At 43.3% G+C, this 22,727-nt stretch carries 22 protein-coding genes, 1 pseudogene and 1 other annotated feature; of the genes and pseudogenes, 1 reads left to right on the top strand and 22 read right to left on the bottom strand.

Annotated elements, in window-relative coordinates:
- Positions 1–358: 358 nt before the first annotated feature.
- The 16 genes and pseudogenes from B9Z54_RS18270 to spoIIGA form a co-directional block, all read right to left on the bottom strand.
- Positions 359–1,675 (bottom strand): solute carrier family 23 protein, encoded by a 1,317-nt coding sequence (locus tag B9Z54_RS18270; RefSeq protein WP_113929831.1) that lies wholly within the window; start codon positions 1,673–1,675, stop codon positions 359–361.
- Positions 1,676–1,827: 152 nt separating this feature from the next.
- Positions 1,828–2,376 carry a bifunctional pyr operon transcriptional regulator/uracil phosphoribosyltransferase PyrR gene (pyrR, locus tag B9Z54_RS18265; RefSeq protein WP_113930122.1) on the bottom strand — a complete coding sequence of 183 codons (549 nt, stop codon included), beginning with the start codon at positions 2,374–2,376 and terminating at the stop codon, positions 1,828–1,830.
- 214 nt (positions 2,377–2,590) lie between these two features.
- The gene (locus tag B9Z54_RS18260) at positions 2,591–3,502 is read right to left on the bottom strand and encodes an RluA family pseudouridine synthase (protein ID WP_113929830.1); all 912 of its coding nucleotides are present in this window, start codon (positions 3,500–3,502) and stop codon (positions 2,591–2,593) included.
- On the bottom strand, positions 3,474–3,968 hold the full coding sequence (gene lspA, locus B9Z54_RS18255; RefSeq protein ID WP_113929829.1) for a signal peptidase II: 495 nt from the start codon (positions 3,966–3,968) through the stop codon (positions 3,474–3,476). The genes B9Z54_RS18260 and lspA overlap by 29 nt, the downstream gene beginning before the upstream one ends.
- 309 nt (positions 3,969–4,277) lie before the next feature.
- The gene (locus B9Z54_RS18250) at positions 4,278–4,538 is read right to left on the bottom strand and encodes a hypothetical protein (RefSeq protein WP_113929828.1); all 261 of its coding nucleotides are present in this window, start codon (positions 4,536–4,538) and stop codon (positions 4,278–4,280) included.
- 1,307 nt (positions 4,539–5,845) lie between these two features.
- A pseudogene (ileS, locus tag B9Z54_RS18245) lies at positions 5,846–8,606 on the bottom strand (isoleucine--tRNA ligase).
- Positions 8,607–8,767: 161 nt separating this feature from the next.
- Positions 8,768–9,000, bottom strand: a binding site (T-box leader).
- Between the two features lie 35 nt (positions 9,001–9,035).
- A complete protein-coding gene (locus tag B9Z54_RS18240; protein ID WP_113929827.1) occupies positions 9,036–9,554 on the bottom strand; it encodes a DivIVA domain-containing protein in 519 nt (172 codons plus the stop codon).
- Between the two features lie 92 nt (positions 9,555–9,646).
- Positions 9,647–10,423 carry a YlmH family RNA-binding protein gene (locus tag B9Z54_RS18235; protein ID WP_113929826.1) on the bottom strand — a complete coding sequence of 259 codons (777 nt, stop codon included), beginning with the start codon at positions 10,421–10,423 and terminating at the stop codon, positions 9,647–9,649.
- Between the two features lie 495 nt (positions 10,424–10,918).
- On the bottom strand, positions 10,919–11,182 hold the full coding sequence (locus tag B9Z54_RS18230) for a YggT family protein (protein ID WP_113929825.1): 264 nt from the start codon (positions 11,180–11,182) through the stop codon (positions 10,919–10,921).
- Between the two features lie 8 nt (positions 11,183–11,190).
- Positions 11,191–11,637 carry a cell division protein SepF gene (locus B9Z54_RS18225; RefSeq protein WP_113929824.1) on the bottom strand — a complete coding sequence of 149 codons (447 nt, stop codon included), beginning with the start codon at positions 11,635–11,637 and terminating at the stop codon, positions 11,191–11,193.
- A 14-nt stretch (positions 11,638–11,651) separates the two neighbouring features.
- A complete protein-coding gene (locus tag B9Z54_RS18220) occupies positions 11,652–12,326 on the bottom strand; it encodes a YggS family pyridoxal phosphate-dependent enzyme (RefSeq protein ID WP_113929823.1) in 675 nt (224 codons plus the stop codon).
- A gap of 5 nt (positions 12,327–12,331) precedes the next feature.
- Positions 12,332–13,150 carry a peptidoglycan editing factor PgeF gene (gene pgeF, locus B9Z54_RS18215; protein ID WP_113929822.1) on the bottom strand — a complete coding sequence of 273 codons (819 nt, stop codon included), beginning with the start codon at positions 13,148–13,150 and terminating at the stop codon, positions 12,332–12,334.
- A 72-nt stretch (positions 13,151–13,222) separates the two neighbouring features.
- Positions 13,223–13,501 (bottom strand): YlmC/YmxH family sporulation protein, encoded by a 279-nt coding sequence (locus B9Z54_RS18210; protein WP_113929821.1) that lies wholly within the window; start codon positions 13,499–13,501, stop codon positions 13,223–13,225.
- Between the two features lie 88 nt (positions 13,502–13,589).
- A complete protein-coding gene (gene sigG / locus B9Z54_RS18205; RefSeq protein ID WP_113929820.1) occupies positions 13,590–14,366 on the bottom strand; it encodes an RNA polymerase sporulation sigma factor SigG in 777 nt (258 codons plus the stop codon).
- A 611-nt stretch (positions 14,367–14,977) separates the two neighbouring features.
- Positions 14,978–15,697 carry an RNA polymerase sporulation sigma factor SigE gene (gene sigE / locus B9Z54_RS18190; RefSeq protein WP_113929817.1) on the bottom strand — a complete coding sequence of 240 codons (720 nt, stop codon included), beginning with the start codon at positions 15,695–15,697 and terminating at the stop codon, positions 14,978–14,980.
- Between the two features lie 55 nt (positions 15,698–15,752).
- Complete coding sequence (gene spoIIGA, locus B9Z54_RS18185) at positions 15,753–16,679, bottom strand: sigma-E processing peptidase SpoIIGA (protein WP_113929816.1); 927 nt, start codon at positions 16,677–16,679, stop codon at positions 15,753–15,755.
- Between the two features lie 485 nt (positions 16,680–17,164).
- Between spoIIGA and B9Z54_RS18180 the strand changes: the two genes are divergently transcribed.
- A complete protein-coding gene (locus B9Z54_RS18180; RefSeq protein WP_113929815.1) occupies positions 17,165–17,356 on the top strand; it encodes a hypothetical protein in 192 nt (63 codons plus the stop codon).
- Between the two features lie 40 nt (positions 17,357–17,396).
- Here the strand turns inward: B9Z54_RS18180 and ftsZ are convergent, their stop codons facing one another.
- From ftsZ to B9Z54_RS18150, 6 genes are all read right to left on the bottom strand, one after another.
- Positions 17,397–18,548 (bottom strand): cell division protein FtsZ, encoded by a 1,152-nt coding sequence (gene ftsZ, locus B9Z54_RS18175; protein ID WP_113929814.1) that lies wholly within the window; start codon positions 18,546–18,548, stop codon positions 17,397–17,399.
- Between the two features lie 41 nt (positions 18,549–18,589).
- Positions 18,590–19,891 carry a cell division protein FtsA gene (gene ftsA / locus B9Z54_RS18170; RefSeq protein WP_113929813.1) on the bottom strand — a complete coding sequence of 434 codons (1,302 nt, stop codon included), beginning with the start codon at positions 19,889–19,891 and terminating at the stop codon, positions 18,590–18,592.
- 116 nt (positions 19,892–20,007) lie between these two features.
- Complete coding sequence (locus tag B9Z54_RS18165; RefSeq protein ID WP_113929812.1) at positions 20,008–20,370, bottom strand: small basic family protein; 363 nt, start codon at positions 20,368–20,370, stop codon at positions 20,008–20,010.
- Positions 20,371–20,374: 4 nt separating this feature from the next.
- Complete coding sequence (locus B9Z54_RS18160) at positions 20,375–21,091, bottom strand: DUF881 domain-containing protein (RefSeq protein WP_240190000.1); 717 nt, start codon at positions 21,089–21,091, stop codon at positions 20,375–20,377.
- Positions 21,092–21,140: 49 nt separating this feature from the next.
- Positions 21,141–21,848 (bottom strand): DUF881 domain-containing protein, encoded by a 708-nt coding sequence (locus B9Z54_RS18155; RefSeq protein ID WP_113929811.1) that lies wholly within the window; start codon positions 21,846–21,848, stop codon positions 21,141–21,143.
- Positions 21,826–22,614, bottom strand: coding sequence for a cell division protein FtsQ/DivIB (locus B9Z54_RS18150; protein WP_113929810.1), 789 nt, complete (start codon positions 22,612–22,614; stop codon positions 21,826–21,828). The genes B9Z54_RS18155 and B9Z54_RS18150 overlap by 23 nt, the downstream gene beginning before the upstream one ends.
- Between the last annotated feature and the right edge of the window lie 113 nt (positions 22,615–22,727).

Genomic DNA, 22,727 nt, shown 5'->3' with positions numbered 1-22,727 from the left:
TTCTAACCTCCTATTGATCGGCTGAGGGCAAGAACAAAAGCGTAAGCGCCTTGCTCAGCCCCGACAGGCAAATGTTCCAAAGAGAAAAAAAGGCGGGCTTTCCTTTTATTCTCTTTGGGTTATTTGACCCCGAGGGGCTAGGCGCTGCAGCTGGACGTGGATAACATCACTATAAATTGTCCTCAGTCTTTGATTTTATAATTTCCTAGGCAGCAAAAAAACACCCTGACCTTCTAATCAGGGTGTTTCGAATCGGCAAGGGGTATACCTGTCCGCCATCAGGCAAAACAAGTTCCCATGCTTCATCCAAACACCCTTCTAAGCCTCTCTGGACTTCTTTTAAAAGGTGTTTACTTCTTTATTTATTCTCTGCGTTCTCATTAAACATTTCTTCTTCGACTACAGGATCCTGTCCCGGCAATACAAGATTCAGCACCACACCGACGATGGCTGCCAGCGCCATTCCGGAGAGTGACAGCTTGTCAGTGATTTCCACAAAAGCACCACCGACGCCGATGACCAGGATGACAGAAGAGATAATCAAGTTTCTCTTTTTACCTAAATCAATGTTATTGTCGATCAGCATGCGCAGCCCGCTTGAAGCTATGATACCGAACAACAGGATCGATACGCCCCCCATTACGGCGGTTGGAATCGATTCGATCAGCGCTGTGACCTTTCCAATGAAACCGAAAGCGATAGCAATTACCGCGGCACCGCCGATGACAAACACGCTGAATACTCTCGTGATAGCCAGAACTCCTATGTTTTCACCGTAAGTGGTGTTTGGAGGCCCTCCAAGGAAAGATGCGATTATGGTTGCCACACCATCACCCATTATCGAGCGGTGAAGGCCCGGCTGTTTCAAAAAGTTCCTTCCAGCTACTTTACTCAGGACCATCTGGTCTCCCGTATGTTCTGCAAGTGTTACGATTGCCACAGGCACCATGATGGCTGCAACTTCCCATGAGAAGGAAGGTGTGTAGTTGACGAAAGGCACAATAAAGTCGGGAACCTGGAACCAAGGTGCTGTTTTAACACCGGCCAGGTCTACAATCCCTGCAAAAAACGCGATGGTGTATCCTCCGACAATGCCTGCAAGAATAGGAATGAGACCAAGAAACCCGCGGAAGAACATCGATCCGATCACGGTGATGGAGAGTGTTGCCAATGCGACCATAAAGTGTGTGGTACTGTATACCAATTCAGTTGCTCCAGGATTTTCATACATGGCCATATTGACGGCCGTCCCTGCCAGCCCGAGTCCAATGACCATTATGACAGGTCCAACAACTACCGGCGGCAGAATCTTCAAAAGCCACCTTATGCCAAGCTTGGAAATCAGAAGTGCAACCACACCGTAAACCAAGCCTGCCAAAAAGCTTCCCATCATCGCGGCTTCTGGCCCGCCGACCGTTTTGGCTGAAATGATGGGGGCTATGAAGGCGAACGATGAACCTAGGTAGGCAGGTATTCTGCCCCTTGTAATTAACAGGTATGCAAGCGTTCCAAGACCGCTGGATACAAGTGCGACTGCCGGGCTGAGCTCCACAAGGTACGGTACCAGGACCGTGGCGCCAAACATCGCGAACAAATGCTGCAGACTCAGTGTCAGCCACTGTCCTGCTTTTGGTACATCTCTTACATCTAATACTATATCGTTATTATCTGCCATGTTGTTTCCTCCTCTTTCTCCACTGCATTAAAAAAACCTCTCTGCCAGAGGGCGCAAAGAGGTTTCTTCAATCAAGCCCCACCTGTGGTGAAACTGTATGGATTGAGATTCCTTTGCCAGCCTCTCTGGACTGTCTTTAAAAGGAAAGCTATCTAATTATCATGTATTGTTACTTGGTCTTCTTCGTCCACTTCCGTGAGTTCGACAACAATCTTTTCCGAACTTGAAGTCGGGATGTTTTTCCCAACAAAGTCAGCGCGGATCGGAAGCTCCCTGTGCCCTCTGTCTACCAGGACTGCCAGCTGTATGGTGCTTGGCCTTCCCAGATCCATCAGGGCATCCAGGGCGGCTCGTACCGTTCTTCCCGTAAAAAGGACATCGTCAATCAGGATCACTTTTTTATCTGTTACATCGACAGGAAGATCCGAACCTTTCACTTCCGGCTCATCATTTTGAGTCTTCACTGTCAAATCGTCACGGTACAAAGTGATGTCTATCTCCCCTACAGGAATTTTGGCGCCTTCTATTTCTTCTATGCGGCTTGCCAGTCTTTCCGCCAAGTGGATTCCCCTTGTTTTTATTCCCACAAGGACACAATCCTGTATTCCCTTGTTCCGTTCAATGATTTCATGAGCAATTCTCGTCAGCGCCCTTCTGATAGCAGGCTGATCTAGTACAACTGTTTTTTGGGCCACTGTCATCACCTCGTCCTTAATATTGCCGGGAAACGTTTCATTAACACTTATAAACAAAAAATCCCTCCCACCGCTATGGTGAGAGGGCATACTTATCGTTAGAAATCATTACACTGCGCTCGTAGTGTAATTCATGAAAAGTTCCTTCTCAGCCTCACGGGACTGTATTAAAGGTTTCCTTATTCGGTTAAATCAATCATAAGACCTAAAAGGCCGATTGTCAACGGATATTTTGCAATTTCTGCAGAGTTTGTCGAAAAACCTCCGGCGGCTCTGCTTCAAATTCAAGGTATTCACCTGTCCGTGGATGCTGGAAACCAAGGACGGCCGCATGAAGGGCCTGGCCATCAAGATCAATGGTTTTCCTTGGTCCATACTTCGGATCTCCAGCTAAAGGATAACCGATATACTTCATATGAACCCGGATTTGGTGCGTTCTGCCAGTCTCTAATTTACATTCTACATAGGTAAACGCGGAAAATCTGTCTAGCACATTGAAATGGGTGACCGCATCTCTCCCAGAATCCACGACAGCCATTCTCTGGCGGTCCTTGGGATCCCTGCCAAGTGGTGCATCGATAGTTCCGTGATCATGCGGAATGATACCATGGACAATAGCTTTATATTTACGCGTAACGGTTTTGTTAACCAGCTGCTCGACAAGCTTCTCGTGGGCGAGATCATTCTTCGCCACCATTAATAGACCGGATGTATCCTTGTCGATGCGGTGAACGATTCCCGGTCTTAGAACACCATTGATTCCAGAAAGGTCCTTACAATGTGCCATCAATCCATTCACCAATGTTCCATTAGGATGACCGGGTGCAGGGTGGACGACCATGCCTCTTGGTTTATTGACAACGATGACATCGGCATCTTCATAGTAGATATCAAGGTCAAGATCCTCTGGAACGACATCCAGTTCCTCAGGCTCAGGGATGGAAATGCTGATTTTATCATCAACGGCACACTTATAATTGGTTTTCACCTCAGCACCGTTCACTGTGACATTTCCTTCTTTGATCCATTGCTGGACCTGTGATCTGGACCACTCATCTTCAAGCTGGGTCAGCATCTTGTCCAATCTTAGGCTTTTTTCTTCTTCACGAACGATATGTTCCATTGTTTCCATATAATTTCTCCTTCTTTTCTCTTCGCTCATCCAGCAGCATAGTTATGATCATCATCACTACACCGACAGTAAGAGCAGCATCAGCTATATTGAAGATTGGAAAATCATATTGAAAAATATATGTATTCAGAAAATCAACGACTTCTTTCCTAAATAGCCTGTCAATAAAATTACCAATCGCTCCGCCAAGCAGCAGCGCAAGGCTCATGCTGAACAGTTTATTTCCTTTAGCTTGTTTTTCAAGATAGTAAACGATTCCAATGATTACTCCGATAGTGATTATATAGAAGAACCACATTTGGCCTTGCAGTATGCCCCAGGCCGCTCCCTGGTTCCTGTGGGAAGTGATGTAGAACAAATTTTCAATGACTGTTATGCTCTGCCCTTCTGTCATGTTCCGCACGACCAGCCACTTTGTAAGCTGATCCAATGCCACTACAACCAAAGCAATCAGATAATAAAACATACGGGAAGCCTCCGTCTCCAATCAAATTGATTACTTTAGCATTTTAGCATAATAACGGGAAGAAAGACACAGTTATTCAAATGGGCATATTATAAAACTGCTTCCATGAGTATTTACTTTTTAAAAGGAGCCGTTGATTTCCTCTCCATACGCCCGACTCCGCGTGGGCGGGCGGTGGTGTATAAAATAACAGCGGCTGTTTAGCGACTTATGGATTTCAGGGGTTTTGCATCAAGGAGCAGGATCTCCTTCTTGTATTACTTCTTCCTCAAATGCAGAGTGGAGATTAAACTGATGTTATCAATCATCTTAGTAAAGCGGCTTCTTTGAATAAGGGTTCCAGCATCGATAATCATTGGTCCCGCTGCCAATCCAAAAATATGAAATCAGTTCATCGCAAAAGGCGGGGTCTGTAAACTGCCTTGCGTAATATTGTTCCAATAGAAATTGTATTTCCCGTTTTTCTTCTTGAATGTAATGTTGAACTAAAACATTTTCCGAGCGGGCATTTTCGAGCTCTAGTAAAGAAACTTCCAATTCCTTGATCGTTTGCTGTAGTTGTTCTTCCATATACATCCCTCCGTGTTTTTAGTATGGTTCAAACTCGGAAAAATGTTGATATGTAAGTATTAGTAATAGTGGGTAGTACTGCTTTTTTACTTTGTAACGAACACAGGCATCGTGGATTATAAAAGGGATTGGTGTATAACTAAAATAAATTAGAAAGACAACTGCTTTGGGGAGATTATTTTAACTCTTTATTATCTAGGCTCTGTTATAAAATCTTGTTGTTTTTAAAGGGGTATGTTGACTTCCGCTCCAGGTGTCCGACTCCGCGGGGCGGCCGTTGAGCCTCCTCGGCTTTGCCAGCGGGGTTACGTTCCAGTGGGTACGTAACCTGTCCCGCTAGTCCCGCAGGAGATCGTACACCTTCCGCTTCAGTTAACATATGGGGAGGAAATGAGAATCCATTGCTCACTGGACATATCAACTTTTGTTAATATTTTTGACGCTAGATTATAAGAAGCTGCAAGTTGATCAACCTAGTAACTGTACCCCAAAAAGATTATAACAACCATATTAACTAACAGAGCCTATCACTAACGCGGGTCAATTTTATCGTAAAGTTAACTTTAATTTCTTTTTGTAAATGTACTTCTCCTGTTGATTGTACCACTAACTTTTTCTTGCTCACTTATTGGTACGTTTTCCGGCTAATCATGCCACTAACTCTTTTTCCTGCTCTCTTATTGGTACGTTTCCCCGCTAATCATGCCATTAACTTTTTGCTGCTCTCACTTATTGGTACGTTTCCAGGCTTATCATACCGCTAACTTTTTGCAACGCTCACTTATTGGTACGTTTCCCGGCTGATCATGCCGCTAACTTTTTGCTGCTCTCACTTCTTGGTACGTTTCCAAGCTAATCATGCCATTAACTTTTTGCTGCTCTCACTTCTTGGTACGTTTCCAAGCTAATCATGCCACTAACTTTTTGCTGCTCTCACTTCTTGGTACGTTTTCCGGCTAATCATGCCACTAACTCTTTTTCCTGCTCACTTCTTGGTACGTTTCCCGGCTAATCATGCCACTAACTTTTTCCTTGCTCACTTGTTGGTACGTTTCCAGGCTAATCATGCCGCTAACTTGTTGCCGCTCTCACTTATTGATACGTTTGCCGGGTAATCGTGACACTAACTTTTTGCCGCTCTCATTTATTAGTATGATTCCCATTAATCGTACCATTCCCCCCGAGGCACCTTTCCATCAGCCATACACAAACCATGGCATCACATCTCAAAGGCACAACCGGTAAAGAAACTAGTCACAAATCAGCAAAAGACCCCGCAAGATAAACTCGCAGGGCCTTTAAAGGTATTAAGAATAATGCTTTTTCACAACATCCGTACAGCGCGGGCACAGGGCCGGGTGATCAGGATCGTCGCCGATACGGGTTGAAACCGTCCAGCAGCGGTCACATGTTTCACCTTCTGCCTTTTCAACGACAATTGCATTGTTCTCCAATTTTAACGCACTTTCCGGAGCCTCTTCCAAGCTTCCGCCAATTTCAAATGCAGAAACAATGAACAGCTGCTTCAGGTCTTCTTTAACAGATTGAAGAAGATTCTTTGTATCATCATTTACGTAAAGAGTGACTTTAGCTGTTAATGATTTACCGATAATCTTTTCATTTCTTGCTTCCTCAAGAGCTTTCAATACATTATCACGTAAATTAAGGAATGCTTCCCATTTAGAAAGAAGTTCCTTGCTGTTTGGAAGTTCCTTGTACTCAGGCATATCCGTGAGTTGAACACTTTCCTCTTGCTGGGAAGACATGTGAGTCCATACTTCGTCAGCTGTATGGGAAAGAATTGGTGACATTAATTTTGTCAGCGCAATCAGACTTTCATGAAGAACAGTCTGCATTGCGCGTCTTTCATAATTGTCTTCCGCTTCAATGTAAAGCACGTCTTTTGCAAAATCCAGATAGAAGGAGCTCAAATCAAGCGTACAGAAGTTATTGACACTAGTGTAAATGCTTGAGAAATCATAGCTTTCGTAAGAAGAACGGACATTCTTGATCAGTTCATTCAGCTTCACAAGCATGAATTGGTCCACTTCTCTTAAGTTATCGTAGGATACCGCATCTTTTTCAGGGTTGAAGTCTGCAAGGTTTCCTAAAAGGAATCGGTATGTGTTTCTGATTTTGCGGTATACTTCAGAAACCTGTTTTAAAATGCCATCGGATAAGCGTACATCTGCCTGGTAATCCACTGAAGCTACCCAGAGGCGGAGAATGTCCGCACCCATTTGCTTGATTACTTTATCTGGAGCAACAATATTGCCGATGGATTTACTCATCTTGCGCCCTTCTCCATCATTAACAAAGCCGTGGCTCAGGACCCCTTTGTAAGGCGCTTTCCCTGTTACGGCCACTCCGGTTGTAAGAGAGGAGTTGAACCATCCGCGATATTGATCAGATCCTTCCAAATAAAGATCTGCTGGACGCTGAAGGTCTTTTCTTTGATGAAGCACTGACTGATGGGAAGACCCTGAATCGAACCAGACATCCATGATATCCTGTTCTTTAGAAAATTCTCCATTAGGGCTGCCTTCATGTGTAAAGCCTTCAGGCAGCAGCTCTTTTGCGCTCTTTTCAAACCAAATATTCGAACCGTGTTGACGGAAGAGCTCGGACACGTGGGCAATTGTTTCTTCAGTAATAATTTCTGCACCGTTTTCTGCATAGAATACCGGGATTGGAACACCCCATGCACGCTGCCTGGAAATACACCAGTCGCCTCTGTCCCGCACCATGTTGAACAGTCTGGTTTCTCCCCAGGCAGGGACCCACTTCGTATCCTTGACTGCTTGCAGAAGGTCCTCCCTGAATGCATCAATGGAAGCAAACCACTGCGGAGTCGCACGGAAGATGACAGGTTTTTTTGTACGCCAGTCGTGAGGGTAGGAATGCTTGATGAAGCTAAGCTTAAGCAGCGCCCCTGCTTCTTGTAGTTTTTCTGTGATCGGTTTGTTTGCAGTATCATAGAATAGTCCTTCAAAACCAGGAGCTTCTTCTGTCATTACACCTTTATCATTGACAGGGCAAAGCACATCAAGACCATATTTTTTCCTACAAGGTAATCATCTTCACCATGGCCGGGGGCTGTGTGTACACATCCTGTGCCTGAATCCGTTGTAACATGCTCTCCAAGGATAACAAGGGACTCCCTGTCATAGAGAGGATGCTGAGCTTTTACCAATTCAAGTTCCGATCCTTTGACTGTCTTTACGACTGCCGGTTCGTTCCATTCAAGAACGGATGTGACTTCCTCAAGCAAGTCTTCTGCCACGACATATTTATTGCCTTCAACTTCTACAACAACGTAAGAAAGATCGGCATGAACAGTGATGGCCAGGTTGGCTGGAATTGTCCATGGAGTTGTAGTCCAGATGATGATCTGCGTTCCTTCCTCAAGTACTCCATTTCCTTCTTTGACCGCAAAGCCAACATAAATGGATGGAGAACGTTTATCCTGGTACTCGATTTCCGCTTCTGCCAATGCCGATTCACTGGACGGGCTCCAGTAGACAGGTTTTAACCCTTTGTAGATATATCCTTTGTTCGCCATGTCGCCGAAGACTTTAATTTGTTCTGCTTCATACTCAGGCTTCATGGTGATATAAGGATTTTCCCAGTCACCCCGTACTCCAAGCTGTTTGAATTGGCTGCGCTGGCTGTCGATTTGGCCGTATGCATACTCTTCACAAAGCTTGCGGAACTCAGCAACTGTCATTTCTTTACGGTTTACCCCTTTTTCGTCAAAGCCTGTTCGATTGGCAGACCGTGTGTATCCCATCCGGGAACATATGGGGCATTGAAACCGCTCATGGATTTGTATCTGACAATGAAGTCTTTCAGTACCTTGTTGAGCGCGTGTCCCATATGAAGATCACCATTGGCGTATGGAGGTCCGTCATGCAGGACAAATAACGGCCTGCCTTCATTTCGCTCCTGCACCTTTTTGTAAATATTCATTTCTTCCCATTTTTCCTGCATTTCCGGTTCGCGCTTTGGCAAGTTGCCGCGCATCGGAAATTCTGTTTTCGGCATCAATAAAGTATCTTTGTAATTCAATCTATTTTCCTCCTGTCTGGAAGCAGTATCTGAATACTGGTCCTAACTCTTTTATTACGTTCTGTATGCGCAGCTTCTGACTGTAACAGGATTATCGGTTTGGCTTTTCCTAATACATAATGTAAAAAAATAAACCAATAAAAAAAGCTTTCACATCCCTGGAAAGGGACGAGAAAGCTAACCCGCGGTACCACCCTAATAGGCAATTGAGATTGCCCACTCTGACATTCGTAACGAGAATGATACGCCGGAATCTAATTGCTGTTCGCGTTCAAAGCCGGTGCTCGAGGGTGATATTCCGCTTCCTTTGCCTGTGCCAAGCTTCCACCGTCCTTGACTCGCTTTATTCAGGCTGTTTGATAAAGAAACGTACTGTCCCTTTCATTGCGCTGCAGTATAATTGTAAAATCCATTATATGAAATATAATCTTATTTCGTCAAGGAATCTTCTTCTTTTAGTGTCTTTAAATCGGTAGCATCGATTTCAAATTCCATGATTTGGTCCCAGTCATCACTGCTCAGCAGATCAAGCTGTGCCTCGATGAGCATTTTAAAGCGTGTTCTGAATACTTTGGACTGTTTTTTCAATTCCTCAATTTCCATGGCAATTTTTCTTGCCTTGGAGAGGGATTCATTGACGATCCTGTCTGCGTTCTTCTCTGCTTCTTTGACAATCAGCTTCGCTTCTTTAGAAGCATTTCGTCGGACTTCCTCCCCTGCTTCCTGGGCAATGACGATTGATTTGTTCAACGTCTCTTCAATGTTAGTGAAGTGGCCCAGACGCTCATTCATCGAGCCAAGAGTTTCCTCCAGCTCTTTTTTCTCGCGAAGGAGAATTTCATAATCCTTAATGATCTGATCAAGAAACTCGTTCACTTCGTCTTCATCATAACCGCGGAAACCGCGACTGAATTCTTTGTTATGTATGTCCAACGGCGTTAAAGGCATAATGCCACCTCCATCTCGAAGTAAGTATTGCTTTTCCTATTATAACTGAATTTTCGACAGTTTGTGGGAATTTCCCTTTATTTTTCGAAAATTTATTTTAAAACACCTGCAGCTATCCGGATTTTGTCTTTTTTTGTCTTGCCTTCAATTGAAATAAGCTTGCTTCTTCCAAAGCCCCTCATGGAAAAAATATCTCCCTCAGCCACTTCAAAGGCCGCCGATTCCACTACTCTCCAGTTGACTTTTACAGTTCCGCCTGTGATCAAAGTCTGGACTTTCTGCCTGGAAATGTTGTATAGAGCTGAAAGAATCACATCAAGGCGAAGGGAACTGACAGTCGTAATGACTTCGCGCCATTCTTCAGTTGAAGCTGCCAGGCTGTTAAAAGGAACTTTCTCCAATGTTACTTTGCTCCTGCCCGCCTCTTGGAAATTCATTTCTACATAATCTCCAATTTCAGAAGCAGTCATTAATTGAATTCTGTCCCCATCCATGAGGATATCCCCGAATTTTTCCCTTTTTAAACCGATTGACATCAGTGAACCAAGGATCTGCCGGTGTTCAAGTGTAACAAACTTCTTGGGATAGTGTATCTCATACAGTGTCACTGCGTAATCGGATTCTGCAGGTTCATAATAATCAGGATACAAGACAGCCCTCTTTCTTTCAATTGAAGCAAGATTGGGAAAAAAACTAATTTTGATGTCACTGTTTGTTCCTATAACGGCTTTTAATATGTGCTGCTGTCTTGGATCTAAGAAATCCGTGACTTTAGGAGAATAGGAATTCTCTACATACTCCCGCCACTCTATGACATTATCAATGAATTCTTTTTCGTCTTTCCTGAAGTGTTGATAAATGGATGTCACCTTTACACCTTCTTTGAGTATGAAGATATGGGCCCTAAATGCGCCCTGCTAAAAACTTAGCGCTTCTTCAAAAAATTAACCTTTGTTAAAGAGTACTGTTGTTTTTAAAGAGTATGTTGACTTCCGTTCCAGGTGTACGACTCCGCGGGGCGGGCGGTGAGCCTCCTCAGCTTCGCTTCCGGGGTCTCACCTGTCCCGCTGCTCCCGCAGGAGGTCGTACACCTTCCACTCCAGTCAACATATGTGGAGGAACTGAGAATACCTTATAAACTTGACGTATTAACTTTTCTTATTAAAATTGGTTATAGATTTACGTAGGATCTTAAAGGAGCAACGAGTTGATTAAGCAGCATCTTTTAAATTTCTTATTTAGAATGACGCATTCTTATTCGCACTTGAATCCAAGATATCTTAAAAGCCAAAAATTAAAAAGGGAGTACCGTATGGCCCCCTTAATTATAATAATGCTTGTGTTCTTCACGGGTTTAGCTAAGATTAGACAAACCACCTGTATAGTTCGAGAATTCCCGCTTTCGCTAAGTTCAGTGTTATGAAAGCAACGATAGGAGAAATGTCAATCATGCCGATAGCAGGGACAATTCTGCGGAAAGGCTCTAAATAAGGCTCGCAAATTCTTGCTAAAAACTTTCCGATTGCTGTTTCCCTTGCATTAGGAAACCAGGACATCAAGATATAGATGATCAACGCCCAGGAATAAATATCAATCAGTCTGTATAAGATTACTATAACAAAATCCATTATTCACACTACCACCTTGTATTATGGTTATCTTCTTCCTGAAGGAATTCAGAGATATTCCCAGCAACCTCGACATTGTCAGGTGTGCATAGGAAGATGTTGCTGCCGATTCTCTGTATGTCGCCTCCAAGAGCATAAACGGTCCCGCTTAAAAAGTCGACAATCCGCTTCGCCTGATCATGCTGAATTCTTTGCAGATTCACTACAATTGATTTGCGGTTCTTCAAATGATCCGCTATTTCCTGAGCTTCGGCATAGACTCTTGGTTCTACAATAATCATCTTAGACGACTTTTGGACACTTTGCAGGCTGACAACATTTTGTTTGGATGATGAAGGCTGTTGTTGCTTCAAGGGCAGCGTCTCCTCATATCGATCTTCATTTTGACTCTGTTCCTGATCATATTCTTCCTCGTCCAGCAGAAAAAAGTTCTTGAACTTTGACTTGATCCCCACTTGTCTGCCTCCTTTTAATCTTCTCCTACAAGGGCCGTGCCTACCCGAATAAAGGTGGCTCCCTCTTCAATTGCAATCATGTAATCGTTAGACATTCCCATAGATAGCTCCTGGCATGGTGCGTGCTTCAAATTCAATTCTGCAATCTTTGTCTGCAGGCGCTTCATTTCTTTGAAAAATCCCCTTAATTCCTCTTCATTGTCTATATTCGGCATCATCGTCATTAATCCATCCACTTTGATGTTTTCGAATTCACTCAATCCTTCAATAAAGTCAGTCACTTCATGCGGGGGGAGTCCATGCTTGGATTCTTCACCCGAAATGTTAACCTGCACAAAGCAGGATACCGGTTTGGATGCCCTTTTATTGATTTCCTTTGCCAGAGACTTACGGTCCAGCGAATGTATGTATGAAACCTTATCTATTATATTTTTCACCTTGCGGGATTGAAGGCTGCCAATAAAGTGCCATACAGGCTTGTCCTTTAAGTGCTCCCATTTCGAGTCAAGACCATCATCCCTGTTTTCACCCAGATGGATAAGTCCGGCTTCCAAAGCTTCCTGAGCCCTTTCGTTAGAAACGTATTTAGTCACTGCGACAATGGTAATATCCTCGGGGTTTCTGCCAGAGGCATCGCAGGCTGACTTAATTTTTTCATTGAGGAGTACAAGCTTATCTTTTACATCCATAGAAGTCACTCCTTCCAGCCAATAAAGCTCATTATTCTGCCGGTCTTCCCTTTATCCCGTCTGTGGGAAAAGAACTCCTCTTGTTCACAAGCTGTACAGAGCTGTGAAACTGAAATATTTTCTGAAGGAATTCCGTATTTTTGGAGGACAAGTTCATTGGCTTTTTTTAAGTCCAATTCATATTGCCCCTCATATTTTAAATTATATGGCTTTTCATTACAATCTTCCAGCAGTTTTTCAACTTTGTCAATAACTCTGTCGTCCACTTGGTAGCATTCCCCGCATATTGAAGGTCCGATTGCCACAAGTATATCTGCAGGTTCTGCCCCGGCTTCTCTAAACTCTTCAATCATTTTACCGGCTATATTCAGCACTGTTCCTTTCCAGCCGGCGTGGGCTACCCCAATAAGGCCGCTCTTTGGATAAAGAAAGTATATAGGAACACAGTCGGCGTAACACATTGTCAAAAGGAGATTCGGCTCATTGGTGATAAGTCCATCCGTATCGCCGATGCTTTCTGAATAATTGAACGCACCTTTGCCGCCATGCCTTTCAGTAACCCATTGAATGTTGCAGCCGTGTGTCTGTTCTGAGCACACCCATGCATTTAGAGGGAAGCCTAGTCTGTCCGCGGCTTTCTCCCTATTCCTGCGGACAAGGTCTTCTTGATCATGGACATGCAGACCCATGTTCAGTGTTTGGAAGTCACCTTTACTGAAACCGCCTTGTTTGCTCGTGATTCCAGCTTTCAGCCCTGGCAGCAATCTTTCCCATTGAGGAAGAGAGAATAGAAGATCGTCTGCTTTGATAAAAACTTCTGTCATTGCAAAAAATCTCCTTCCTTTTTCTATAGTTTACCATAAATCCCCCTGTACCGTCATAAATCATCCAGATCCCTATTGTTTCTTGGGTTCCTCCAGTTGAGCCTGAAGGTAATGATTATCTTTATGACGCACTAAGATGACATCTTCCCCAATTTTGACAATCGATGTCCATGGAATTACAACATCCTCTTCCTTTCCAAAGAAACCGAGCAGCTTTCCATTTCTTCCTATAACAATGGCTTCGATTCTTCCGGTATCAAGATTAATCTCTATATCGGCAATGTTCCCCAATTTACGGCCGTCTGAAATACTGACTACATCCTTCACTTGAAATTCTGATATCCTGACCATCTCTCTCCCTCTTTTCTTGAAGTCTTATAGTCAATATATGCAAAATAAAATGGGGTCATGCCCCGTCTTGCTTAAGGGGCATGACCCATTACTGGATATTTTTATTCATCTGTTTAATTGCTGCCTTTTCGAGCCTGGAAACCTGGGCTTGTGAAATGCCGATTTCCTCTGCAACTTCCATCTGGGTCTTCCCTTGGAAGAATCTCTTGCGGATGATCATTTTTTCCCTGTCATTAAGTCTTTTCATACCTTCTTGAAGGGCGATTTCTTCAATCCACGTATGGTCTCTGTTTCTTTCATCACTTAATTGGTCCATTACAAAGATAGGATCGCCCCCATCATTGTAAATCGGCTCAAACAGTGATACAGGATCCTGGATTGCATCCATTGCAAAAACAATGTCTTCATGCGGGACATCCAGTACCTTTGCAATCTCTTCGGCTGTCGGTTCTTTAGATGTTTCCCCCATCAGCTTCTCGCGTACTTGCAAAGCTTTATAGGCTATATCCCTAAGTGACCTTGAGACTCTAATCGGATTATTGTCCCTTAGATAACGGCGGATTTCTCCGATGATCATCGGCACGGCATATGTAGAAAACCGGACGTTTTGTCCCAAGTCGAAATTATCAATCGATTTCATCAATCCGATACATCCAACTTGAAAAAGATCATCAACATATTCTCCGCGATTATTGAACCTTTGAATGACACTGAGGACAAGGCGAAGGTTCCCGTTTACAAGTTTTTCCCTGGCTGTTATATCTCCAGCCTGCATTTCCCGAAATAGCTTCCTCATCTCTTCATTCTTAAGAACAGGAAGTTTCGAGGTGTCCACACCACAGATTTCAACTTTATTTCGTGTCAAATTCTTTCCCTCCTTGCAGGAGCTGCTGTACAAAAGTCAGTATCTCCCCAGCAGGAAAAATTATGCATCACTAAATTGTCCACTCCGGCATGGTAATACTTCCACTTCAGAAAGGACAAGGGTTCAATGAACTTTAAATTTTTTGAGAGTGCATTTTTTTGATTTTTATGATTTTTCCCAAAATATCCTATAAGCAGGTTAGTGCCTCGAGCCACTAACATCGAGGAAAATTCACCATATAAAAAGAGGCTGGGACATAAGTTGAAAACTAATAGATTTAAGTCGTAATAATCGAAAATAAAACCGCATGAGATCAAGGATATATACTTGACTTCATGCGGTTCTTTCATTTTATTAGGCTTTATTTAAAAGATGTTGCTTTTAAGGTTATTTACCGCTTTTTCCTAAACGTAGATGGATTGGAGCGGAAGGTGTGCGACCTCCTGCGGGACTAGCGGGACAGGGGAGACCCCACAGGCAAAGCCGAGGAGGCTCGCCGCCCGCCCCGCGGAGTCGTGCACCTGGAGCGGAGATCCATTCTTTTTACTCAGCCACAATCTTTGCGAAGAGAGTCTTTTATTAAGGTTTTGTCCCAGCCTCGCTTGTTATTCTTATACCATCTTATTAAATTCCTTCTTCAGTCTTTTAATGATTCGCTTTTCCAGCCTGGATATATAAGATTGTGATATCCCGAGCATATCCGCTACATCTTTTTGAGTTTTTTCTTCTCCTCCCATCAACCCAAACCGCAGTTCCATGATCTGCTTTTCTCGGTCTGATAATTCGGTAAGTGCATTAAACAGCAGCTTTCTGTCAACCGTCGCTTCCAAGTCTTTAGTAATGATATCTTCCTCAGTTCCCAGAACATCGGAAAGGAGAAGTTCATTTCCATCCCAATCAATGTTCAAAGGTTCATCAAAGGAAACTTCAGAGCGGATCTTATTATTTCTCCGGAGGTACATTAGTATTTCGTTTTCAATGCACCTGGAAGCATATGTCGCCAGTTTGATCTTCTTTTCCGGGTTGAAAGTATTTACCGCTTTAATCAGCCCGATAGTGCCGATACTGATGAGATCTTCAATATTGATTCCCGTATTCTCAAACTTTCTTGCAATGTAAACGACAAGCCTCAGGTTTCTTTCTATAAGAAGTGAACGTGCCGTCTTATCGCCATTAGGCAGTTTTTTCAGCAGGACTTCTTCTTCGTCTTTTGTCAAAGGAGGCGGCAAAGCTTCACTGCCGCCAATGTAGTAGATCTCATCCGTCTTAATCCCTAATTTTATAAGAAGCTTATACCAGTAATATGTAAGTCTCAGCCGTAAATTTTTCAATGTAGTTCCCCCTTCTATTTTGGTGAATTGTGAGTATAGTAATAGTGGCAATGTATTAAGATACGTGCTGGAGCGGCGCAGAAGACAGCATGCGCGGATGTACTATGCAATTGAAGGTGTCATCCGCAGAAAACACTATATTTTGAAAAACTACCAGACCTTTTTGGCAGATCCAGGTCTCTTTTCCTTTTCTTATCTTAATGGAGTCTGGCTTATAGGCAATGAGAAGCTGACTCTTTTTCCCGATTGACTGTGCCGGAATAAACCGCACCCGCTCTTCCCATTTTCCAGGAAGAGAATGGTCTCCACTCATGAAGCGGTCATTATCTTCGGATAATTGAAGAATTTCCGCAGGGATGATTTCCTCGAGTTTATCCGTCGATACCAGCATGACTGGACTCTTGCTTAATGGATCATATAGTTGGTTACCGCTGTCCACGAGACCTTTCAATTGGAGATTCAACCCATTCATTTCAATTTGTATGTCCACAAGCTGATCGTACTGGATTTTAACGGTTTCGATACTATTCATGCGGCCGCGGGCAAAATACCATGAAGCTGGCAAAGCAAACATGACAAACACCCAGCTGATTGGATCTCCAAACCCCTTTACACTTGCCAGGAACATCGAGGATTGAAGGCTGTTATCGAACCTAAGAAAATAATGAATGCCGATTAATATGCCCCCTGTTAAAAAAGTGGAAAAATAGAGCATAAGCAAATTTCCAAGGTAGAAGCGAAATCGCTTGAATCCAAAAGCGGTAAATACCATGATCATCGAGAAAAACAGTTTCATTAATGGATGCCCGCTTATATATGCATAAGGAGTAAAAGAAAATAGCACGATTAATGATCCGATGAATCCTCCCAGAAATATTCTCCACCATATTAGATGTCTTTTTAAAAATACCGCGGTCATCACCAGCAGAATGCTGTCTATCAATAAATTTAATAGCCAAATGACATCTAAATACAGAACCAATCTCTTCCCTCCTTTTTGTTCTACAATTCAGACTGTTACGAGAAGTATATCGTACATACTCTCAGGAAGTGTGTCACTTTCTGTAATGAAAGTAGTGAAACTTTTCATACTCTCGTTCGAAAATTGTCAAAATACTTTTTTGAAAAATGCCTTAGGGAAACACTGTTAATAATTCCCTAATTTAGGTTTGATAATTTTATAGTTTATTTAATCACACAATTAAACCACCAGAGAGACTGGTGGTTTGCTTCGGCTTGAAACCTCTGTTATCGGCCTCGCTCTAAAGGACCTACTGATTGATATCATATGCAATTTATCCCAAATGAAAAATTTTAAAAAAGAGGAGAAATTCCGCTTATTTTAAATAGAGCACCAGAAACAGTTAAATTAAACGGAGAAATTTCGCTTATTTGCTATAAACTTTTAAAAATGGTCCATTTAAACTTGCTTAAGCGGAAAAATTCCGCTTAAACATCCCATATCGAATGCAATTTCACAGCTTAGCCGGAGACATTCCGCTTATTTTAGATTATTCAGGTCCTTCACAGGTAGACCGCCTGCTTGAATGGCAGGAAGTGTCAGGGGAACCGGCTTATCCCCTCGTGATAGGAGGTTTTTGCTATAAACCTACTGAAACCCGCGGCAAAGACAGGGGTTTTCAAGAACATAAAAAATAGACCCAAGGAAGTTTCCTTGGGTCTATTACATACAGTTAGATTATCTGCGGCGGTTGCGATTTCTAAGGAACGTTGGAATATCCAATGTTTCCTCCACTCCCTGCCCATTTGAACGGGAAGGTTCCTGCTGTTGAGGCTCCTCCCTCTTTGGTTCGCGTTTTGGAGCCTGCTGGCTTGCATTGGTGCTGGAAGGTTTCATCCCACCGAAAGATGGTCTTGTTTGTTTCGGCTGAACAGCTTCTTCATTGAATCCAGTGGCAATGACAGTAACCACGATGTCATCTTTCAATTCTTCATTGATTACTGAACCGAAGATCATGTTCACTTCCTGATCTGAAGCAGAAGCTACGATATCTGCCGCTTCTTGTACTTCATAAAGGGAAAGGTTGGTTCCTCCCGTTATATTCATGAGGACACCTTGAGCGCCATCAAGAGAAGTTTCCAGCAATGGACTTGAGATCGCTTTCTTGGCTGCCTCTGTAGCACGGTTTTCACCAGACGCTGCACCGATTCCCATCAAAGCAGAACCTTTATTTGACATGATTGTTTTCACATCAGCAAAGTCAAGGTTGATGAGTCCAGGAGTGGCAATCAAATCGGAAATACCTTGAACACCTTGTCGCAGTACATTATCAGCTTCACGGAATGCTTCAAGCATTGGAGTGCTCTTATCCACAATTTCAAGCAATCGGTCATTTGGAATGACGATCAAAGTATCTACTGCCTCTTTCATTGCTCCGATTCCGCCGCTTGCCTGTGTAGAACGCTTGCGCCCTTCAAATGTAAACGGACGTGTAACAACACCTACAGTAAGCGCTCCGATTTCACGTGCGATACTTGCGATGACAGGAGCAGCACCAGTTCCAGTACCGCCGCCCATTCCTGCTGTAACAAAGACCATATCTGCGCCTTTAAGTGCTTCCTCAATCTGCTCTTTGCTTTCTTCGGCCGCCTTCTTGCCGACTTCAGGGTTAGCCCCTGCTCCAAGTCCTCTCGTCAGCTTGCCGCCGATCTGCATTTTAATCTCAGCTTTTGAAAGGTTCAGTGCCTGGGCATCTGTATTGACTGCAATGAATTCTACTCCTTGCACACCATGCTCAATCATTCGATTAACGGCGTTATTACCGCCGCCTCCTACTCCGATTACTTTAATGGTGGCTAATGAATCTAAATTTGTATCAAACTCTAACATGAAACATCCTCCTAATTCCTCGATTCTCAACCTATTTGAAGCTATTCAAAAAAGTAGCCGAAAAATTTCTTCATTTTTGATGACACTTTTTCGTCGTCTGGCTTGTCCGTCTTCGGTTTTGGTTTTGGCTTATCTGTCTGTTCAGGTTTCTTGGCATTGCGCTTTTCAGCAGGCTCTGCAGGAACAGGGGACGTACTGACGCTTCTCCCTTGCAATCTAGCATTCTTGTGAGCATATTTTATCAGTCCCACAGATGTTGTATACTGTGGTTCACGAACGCCGATATAATCAGGCACCGCTACTCTGACACGATTTTGGAACACCAGCTGGGACAGCTCAAGCACTCCCGGAAGGTTGGCAATACCGCCTGTGAGCACATAGCCGCCAGGCAGGTCATGGACACCCATCCTTCTTAGTTCTTGTCCAATGATATCGAAAATTTCTTCTAATCTAGCTTCTATGATATCAGAAATCTCAAGCTGATTAAATTGTTGATGCTGGTCACTTCCGATAATCGGTACACTGAACACCTCATCTTCTGAAGCATGATCATAAAAGGCATGACCATATTTCACCTTTATCATTTCGGCATCCTCTGTGGAAGTCCTTAATCCGATTGATAAATCTTTAGTAATATGCTCCCCTCCAACCGGAAGGACGGAAGCCGCTTTAATATGTCCTTGCTCGAAGACCGCGATGGTTGTGGATCCACCTCCGATATCAATCAAAGCCGCGCCAAGGCTTTGTTCATCCTTCGAGAGAGCGATGGAGCCGGATGCAAGGGGCTGCAGAACAATATCCATGATCTCCAGTCCGGCTTTTTCGACACAACGCAGTGTATTATGTAAAAGTGTTTTGGATCCTGTTATGATTGTTCCTTCCATCTCCAGCCTTACTCCAATCATCCCTCTTGGATCTGTGATTTCGTCGAGGCCGTCTACAATAAATTGTTTTGGGATGACATTGACGATTTCCCTTTCAGGCGCGATGGAGATTACTTGGGCAGCTTCCATGACACGTGCCACATCTTCATCAGTTATTTCCCTATTCTCGCTCGATACAGCCACTACTCCATGACATGTTTGGAGGGCGACCCCGTTCCCAGGAATCCCGACGATTACCTGGTTGATATTTATACCGACCATCCTTTCCGCTTGCTCGACGGCCTTTTTAATGGATTGAACAGTTTCATCGATATCTACGATGGACCCTTTACGGATCCCTTGAGATTTAACATTTCCGACACCGATTATATTCAGGGAATCATTGGACATTTCTCCGATGATCACTTTCACTGTGGATGTACCGATGTCAAGACTTACAAAAATTTCATTGCTGTTCACTCTGTGGCACCTCCTTCAATTAGTATTCGTTATAGAACAACAACTTTTAAAAAGTTGAATTTTGAATATATCTTATAAAAATATTCGTCGCTTTTAGAGGATTCCCTTTTAAATTTTCATTTTTTTTCTTTTTTTCTATTATTTGCACTCCAATTGCTGATCAATATCCTGCGAATAACCGCTATGTTCTGGAACAGCCTTACACCAAAAGCGAAAACAGCTGCTAGATATAAGTCTACACCAAGATGAACACCTAGAAAAGCCAAACTTGCGGCCAAAAGGATATTAAAGAAAAAACCAGAGACAAATACCTTATCATCGTAAATATTCTGGAGGTGGGCTCTGATCCCACCAAACAATGTATCGAGAGCTGCTAATACCGCAATGGATAAGTAATTTGAATATTCATCTGGAATCCTGATATCGGTAAGCAATCCAAGGATCACCCCTAGCAGCAACCCTAAAACGGGAAGCCACATGCTGTTAACTCCCTCCTTCTATAACAGGCTCCATATGGCGGACCCTAATGGTGTCTCTGTATGCCGGGACTGTCAAGCTCTCAACAGGAGCCCCGATATTGACCCTCAAATTATCAATAAAGAAATCCTCTATTGCCCGGGAAACTTGCATCCGGTTATATAAATCTTCCGCTTTGCCCAGGTCCAAGGTCAGGACTCTTACTTCGAAAGGAATGGAATTGATCGGATAACCATCGATTTTGGTTTCCCCGTTGATATCCCTTATGACAGTTGTATTGATTAGACGATGTCCGTCTATGGATATATCTTTGGCACCATACCGGTTCAACTCATTGACCAGCCTTTCAAGAAGCTCAGGGGAAACTGATTTTACTTTTGTGCCCAGGAGCAATTCTTCAGTGGAGGGCTCCACAGTGAGAACCAATCCCGGCCCGCTTTTCTCCAGCAGGCCCGCTTCCTGCTTAAGTTCGTCCAGTGTTTCCCTTAAAGCCTGCTCCTGGCTTGTCTGTCTTTCCGTTTCATATTTCTCCAGCTTCTCGTTAATTGACTGAAGTTCCTGCAGGAGACCCCTCGCTGCATCATTTTCATTTTGTATCGCTTCTCTTAATTCCCAAATATCTCTGGTATCCCTGATCACCGGTTCTTGAACAGTTTGAAATTGGACAGCCACCATGAACCCGATAATCAACGTAATAAGAGTAAAGCTCACCTTATTGCCCACTCTTGTTCACCTTGCTTTCTTTTTTCCCAGCAACAGGAGTTTTTGAGTATCACGATTCACTGATTACAGGCTCAAGGATCAATTTGCTCTCTTTCTTGAGGCTGAAATCTATGTTGTCGTTTACTAACTGATCTTTCACACCGCCCGTCAAATTCAAGGCAGATGCTAAAACTTCAGTATCTCCAATAGCTGTAATTTCAAATGGCGCAGCCGAAGCCACCCCGTCTACTGTGATTACCGGGCCGGTACAAAGGATGTAAGAGTCATGTTTAAGCCTTTGGCCGTTTATGGCGACAGCAGAAGCTCCCGCAATATATAATTCGTTAATCACTTTAAATACATGATGTTCATGAACAATATAGTTATTGACATTGGGATCATCAGGATTATAGTGAGAGTCGGCTAAAGTAACACTTACACCCTGCCCCTCAACTTTTACTTTTCCCAAAAACATCCTGTACTTTTCAGCATCCTCTGCAAGATTGAAATAAATCTGCTTTTCCTGGGACAGATCCTTTTCAATGTCAACAACCTTTTGTTGTTTTTCAAAAACTTCTTCTTGTAATTTCGAGTTCTTTTCCTGGTGGTTTATTAGCTGGCTGCGGAGATCATCTTCCCTCTCCCACTGTCTATCCGTAATCTGGGTCCCTTCTTTCCTTTCAGAATTGGCAATACTGTACGAAAAGGCAAGGATGAACCCAAGCACAAGGCACACCAATGAGAGGACGACATGCCTAACTTTCACTTTCATCTTCATCTGTCTCAGGTGCTCCTTCCTTCTCATATTCTCTGAAATAAGAGCCTACTTCCAAGTCTATGACTCCTTTAGAAGATTCATCGAGCTGACTGACGATGGATGGGTAATGAACCATTTTCTCAGAGAATGTTCTGATTGAAGCACTAACCTCAAAGCCATCATTCATATATAATGACACATGGTACTGATCGGTTTTTTTTGGTGCCAGCACGATTTCGGAAATTGAATTTGTGATCTCTGAGGGGAGATTTTTCAGTTCATTAACCATCTCCTTCAGAATCTTATCTTCTTTAAAGCCGAGCAGAATGGGGGCGTCAGTCGGTAATGACTCCAAAGCCCTTGAATCCAGGATTTCACCGTTTTCCAGTATGGGATAAAACTGGTTTTCATCAATGAGGTAAGCGGTTTTTTCAAATTCATCGATATTTACTTTCACTGTGTTGGGAAGTTGAAGCTTTACTTCTGCTCCCGCTATTTCGGCAATTCCCTCAAGCTCCTTTTCTGCCTTGGACCTGTCTACACTCCAGACATTCATGCCTTTTTCTATCGTAATCTCTTTAAGAATGTCTTCATTAGAAACCAGCTGATTGCCTGCTACTGAGATTTCATTCACTTGACTTAAAGAGGATTGAAAGTAAACAACTGCCAAGATTAAAAGAAGAAAGAGTGATAACAAAAAAGTCAGTCGCCGATTAGCTTTTTTCTTACGGTGTTGCTTCAGTTTTGGTATCCGTTCCTCCAAGGACACGATTTTTCCTTTGTCCATATTTTTCTTTCCCCTCCAATGATCTGGCCGTGCAGAAAAAAGGCAAGCAACTCATTCAACCCATTCAAAGATATGTCAATTGGAGATTTTCCCCGCTGCCATCTTGCAGACTG

Origin of the sequence: Bacillus sp. P14.5 (assembly GCF_003316765.1) — a bacterium.
Lineage (GTDB): Bacteria > Bacillota > Bacilli > Bacillales > Bacillaceae_B > Rossellomorea.
This window is presented reverse-complemented; position numbering and strand designations above follow the sequence as displayed.

Bases quoted from the DNA above. Each gene is read 5' to 3' on its own strand.
- B9Z54_RS18270 (WP_113929831.1), bottom strand. From the start codon at position 1,675: ATGGCAGATAATAACGATATAGTATTAGATGTAAGAGATGTACCAAAA.
- pyrR (WP_113930122.1), bottom strand. From the start codon at position 2,376: ATGACAGTGGCCCAAAAAACAGTTGTACTAGATCAGCCTGCTATCAGA.
- B9Z54_RS18260 (WP_113929830.1), bottom strand. From the start codon at position 3,502: ATGGAAACAATGGAACATATCGTTCGTGAAGAAGAAAAAAGCCTAAGA.
- lspA (WP_113929829.1), bottom strand. From the start codon at position 3,968: ATGTTTTATTATCTGATTGCTTTGGTTGTAGTGGCATTGGATCAGCTT.
- B9Z54_RS18250 (WP_113929828.1), bottom strand. From the start codon at position 4,538: ATGGAAGAACAACTACAGCAAACGATCAAGGAATTGGAAGTTTCTTTA.
- B9Z54_RS18240 (WP_113929827.1), bottom strand. From the start codon at position 9,554: ATGCCTTTAACGCCGTTGGACATACATAACAAAGAATTCAGTCGCGGT.
- B9Z54_RS18230 (WP_113929825.1), bottom strand. From the start codon at position 11,182: ATGGATTTTGTTATAGTAATCTTATACAGACTGATTGATATTTATTCC.
- B9Z54_RS18220 (WP_113929823.1), bottom strand. From the start codon at position 12,326: ATGGATGTAAAAGATAAGCTTGTACTCCTCAATGAAAAAATTAAGTCA.
- pgeF (WP_113929822.1), bottom strand. From the start codon at position 13,150: ATGACAGAAGTTTTTATCAAAGCAGACGATCTTCTATTCTCTCTTCCT.
- B9Z54_RS18210 (WP_113929821.1), bottom strand. From the start codon at position 13,501: ATGGTCAGGATATCAGAATTTCAAGTGAAGGATGTAGTCAGTATTTCA.
- B9Z54_RS18180 (WP_113929815.1), top strand. From the start codon at position 17,165: ATGCAATTTCACAGCTTAGCCGGAGACATTCCGCTTATTTTAGATTAT.
- ftsZ (WP_113929814.1), bottom strand. From the start codon at position 18,548: ATGTTAGAGTTTGATACAAATTTAGATTCATTAGCCACCATTAAAGTA.
- B9Z54_RS18165 (WP_113929812.1), bottom strand. From the start codon at position 20,370: ATGTGGCTTCCCGTTTTAGGGTTGCTGCTAGGGGTGATCCTTGGATTG.
- B9Z54_RS18155 (WP_113929811.1), bottom strand. From the start codon at position 21,848: ATGAAGATGAAAGTGAAAGTTAGGCATGTCGTCCTCTCATTGGTGTGC.
- B9Z54_RS18150 (WP_113929810.1), bottom strand. From the start codon at position 22,614: ATGGACAAAGGAAAAATCGTGTCCTTGGAGGAACGGATACCAAAACTG.